The organism is Candidatus Desulfatibia sp. (assembly GCF_036446775.1).
Taxonomy (GTDB): Bacteria; Desulfobacterota; Desulfobacteria; order Desulfobacterales; family UBA11574; genus Desulfatibia_A.
Window position 1 is genome coordinate 1 of the sequence record NZ_JAZFTO010000174.1, and the last position, 2,218, is coordinate 2,218.

The 2,218-nt window shown below is 44.1% G+C and carries 3 protein-coding genes; all 3 read right to left on the reverse strand.

Going from position 1 to position 2,218, the window contains the following annotated elements:
- Positions 1–203 (reverse strand): hypothetical protein (locus V3S16_RS08660; RefSeq protein ID WP_413884283.1); only part of this gene is annotated, 203 nt, incomplete at its 3' end.
- A 255-nt stretch (positions 204–458) separates the two neighbouring features.
- Entirely contained in the window at positions 459–1,301 is an 843-nt protein-coding gene (locus V3S16_RS08665; protein WP_413884284.1) for an HAD family hydrolase, read from the reverse strand.
- Positions 1,291–2,218, reverse strand: a 928-nt coding sequence (locus V3S16_RS08670) for a hypothetical protein (RefSeq protein WP_413884285.1), incomplete at its 5' end; no start/stop codon positions are given. The genes V3S16_RS08670 and V3S16_RS08665, both read right to left, overlap by 11 nt.

Genomic DNA, 2,218 nt, shown 5'->3' on the forward strand with positions numbered 1-2,218 from the left:
TAGCGCTCATCCTCCTCGGTATAGACCATAAATCTGATCTGCTCCGGCGTGGCGGCCTGATCCGGATGCGTAAAATAGTCGAGATGATTTTCAATATAGAAGGTGGTAAACCAGGCATCCGTCTCCGGATTTTCTCCTGGTCGATAGGGCTTTTCTTGTTTGACAGTCGTCTTATTTTTCGAAGTGTTGCTTCGGGCTTTCATCTGCCCCTCCTTTTCATAATAGCTCAGCCACAAAGACACAAAGGCACTAAGATTATAATATGCAAAATTCAGGTATCAACTAGTGCCCATCCACGAATCCAAAATGAACACGTTGGGTGTCCAATTCATAAATGAGCAATTTTTGTCCTGATAAAAATTTATTATTCTTTCCCCTTCTTTGCCTGCCCAGTTAAATCTGAAGGCGATTTAACCGGGGTGCCTTTGTGCCTTAGTGGCTGAACAGTTGCTTCTCGTTTAGCGAATATGGTTAAGAAGTTGCTTCAAGTCGGTGATTACGATGTCGGCGGAAAGATTTTTGCATCTGGGATCATCCTCTCTGAGCCGCAACGATCCGGCATCGCCGGCAAACAGAGCGGTTTTAAAGCCAACTTTTTGGGCCGGGTAGATGTCGTTTAGCATGTCATTTCCAAGGTAGAGCGCGGCATTTACAGGAATGCCCATGTTTTGGAGTGATTCTGCCGCCAATTGAAACAGATATGTCGATGGTTTGGCGTAGCCGAACCTGTATGAGAATAGCATAAGATCCGGATGAAAGCCAAGGTCTTCAGGATCTGAGCCCAAAAACCATTGAAACAAAGCAGGAGTATAAAACTGAGCATTGGAAACAATACCCATGCAAAGGTTGGATTCTTTGCAGTCTGCAAGCATCTTTTCCAGGTTCGGCATGGGGTACACCGGATTAACGATCAACTCAAATTCCACCGCAAACGTCCTGATAAGATCCAGATTATTGTTGTTTAAAACACGCATCCATATCTTATCGATTTCCACTTCCGGAAAGTCGACGCCGTTTGCTTTCAGTTTGGCATGTTCGTTGTCAATAGCAGTGAAAAAATCATTTAAGATATCGTCAGGGGACCGGCGGATCCCGAATTTTTGCAAAAGGTTTTTTAGTTGTTCCGTCTGCGGCGCTTTTTGTCTGGTAATGCCGATGTCACCGGAACCGCTGACAAATAGAGTGCCGTACACATCAAACATGATACACTTGACCTTTGTTGCAAGTTCTCCACTAGGCTGCAAGGTAGTCACACGGGGAGACAACGGCCTGATATATTTTGAAATCGAATCACTCAACATAAGAGCCCCATTTGAGCAGGCTGAAGTTCTCCAGATTTAAAAATGCTGAAAATAAAACGGCTTTGTCGATGCGGTGGGAAACATTTGCTGCCACGATCTTTCTGTAAATATTCACCAGCGTTTGTGTGTAATTCGTTTTATTGTAATGGTTTAGTATGGCCTGCCGGTTGTTTTGTATCAAATCTTCCGGATTGGATACCTTGCCGGGCGACATGAGAAATGGATTCAAATCAATCAGCACTTTTCTATTGTTTGGATCTGACAAAACACGTGAAATGATCTGTTTTTGGAAGGCCTCATTCAGCAGGCCAAAATCGATGGTTGCATCTGCGATTATTTTTTCAAAAGCATCGGTGATGGATTTTTCCTCAATGTTGAAATTGAACATAGCGCCGGCTTTACGCGCACATAACTGCCAAGCAGCCAACAGTTTTGCTGTATCAAGCCATGTGACAGGTACAGAAAACCGGCTATAAAGATGACCCAGTTGAATTCCGTTGGCTTCAAAGTCACGGCATATTTCCGGAAGCTTCCTGCCCCAGAGAAGCTTTTGGCCCGTCCAGGGTTCGAGAAATAAGAGACCGAAGCCCTCGGTAATACTGGTTGTAATCAGAAATTTGGAGGCGTAAACGAGTTCTGAAAATTCATGGGTTAAACCTGCATCAAAGACAACGTCCAGGTTTTTTTCCTGAACAAATGCCTTCCAACCCGCGTAGCTTTTAATGTCAATCGGGCTGTTGGGCGGGAGCGTAAGCATCAATGTTTCATTATTTTTGAAAAACAAAGACAGCAAAATGGCTTCACCGATATTTTTTCTGCGGATAGCGCGGATGGGATACAGCACTTGCTCTTGAGTAGGTGCCTCGGATGAATTGAACTTAAAAGGCTTGATAGTGTTGAAAATTTTATGCAGGCCT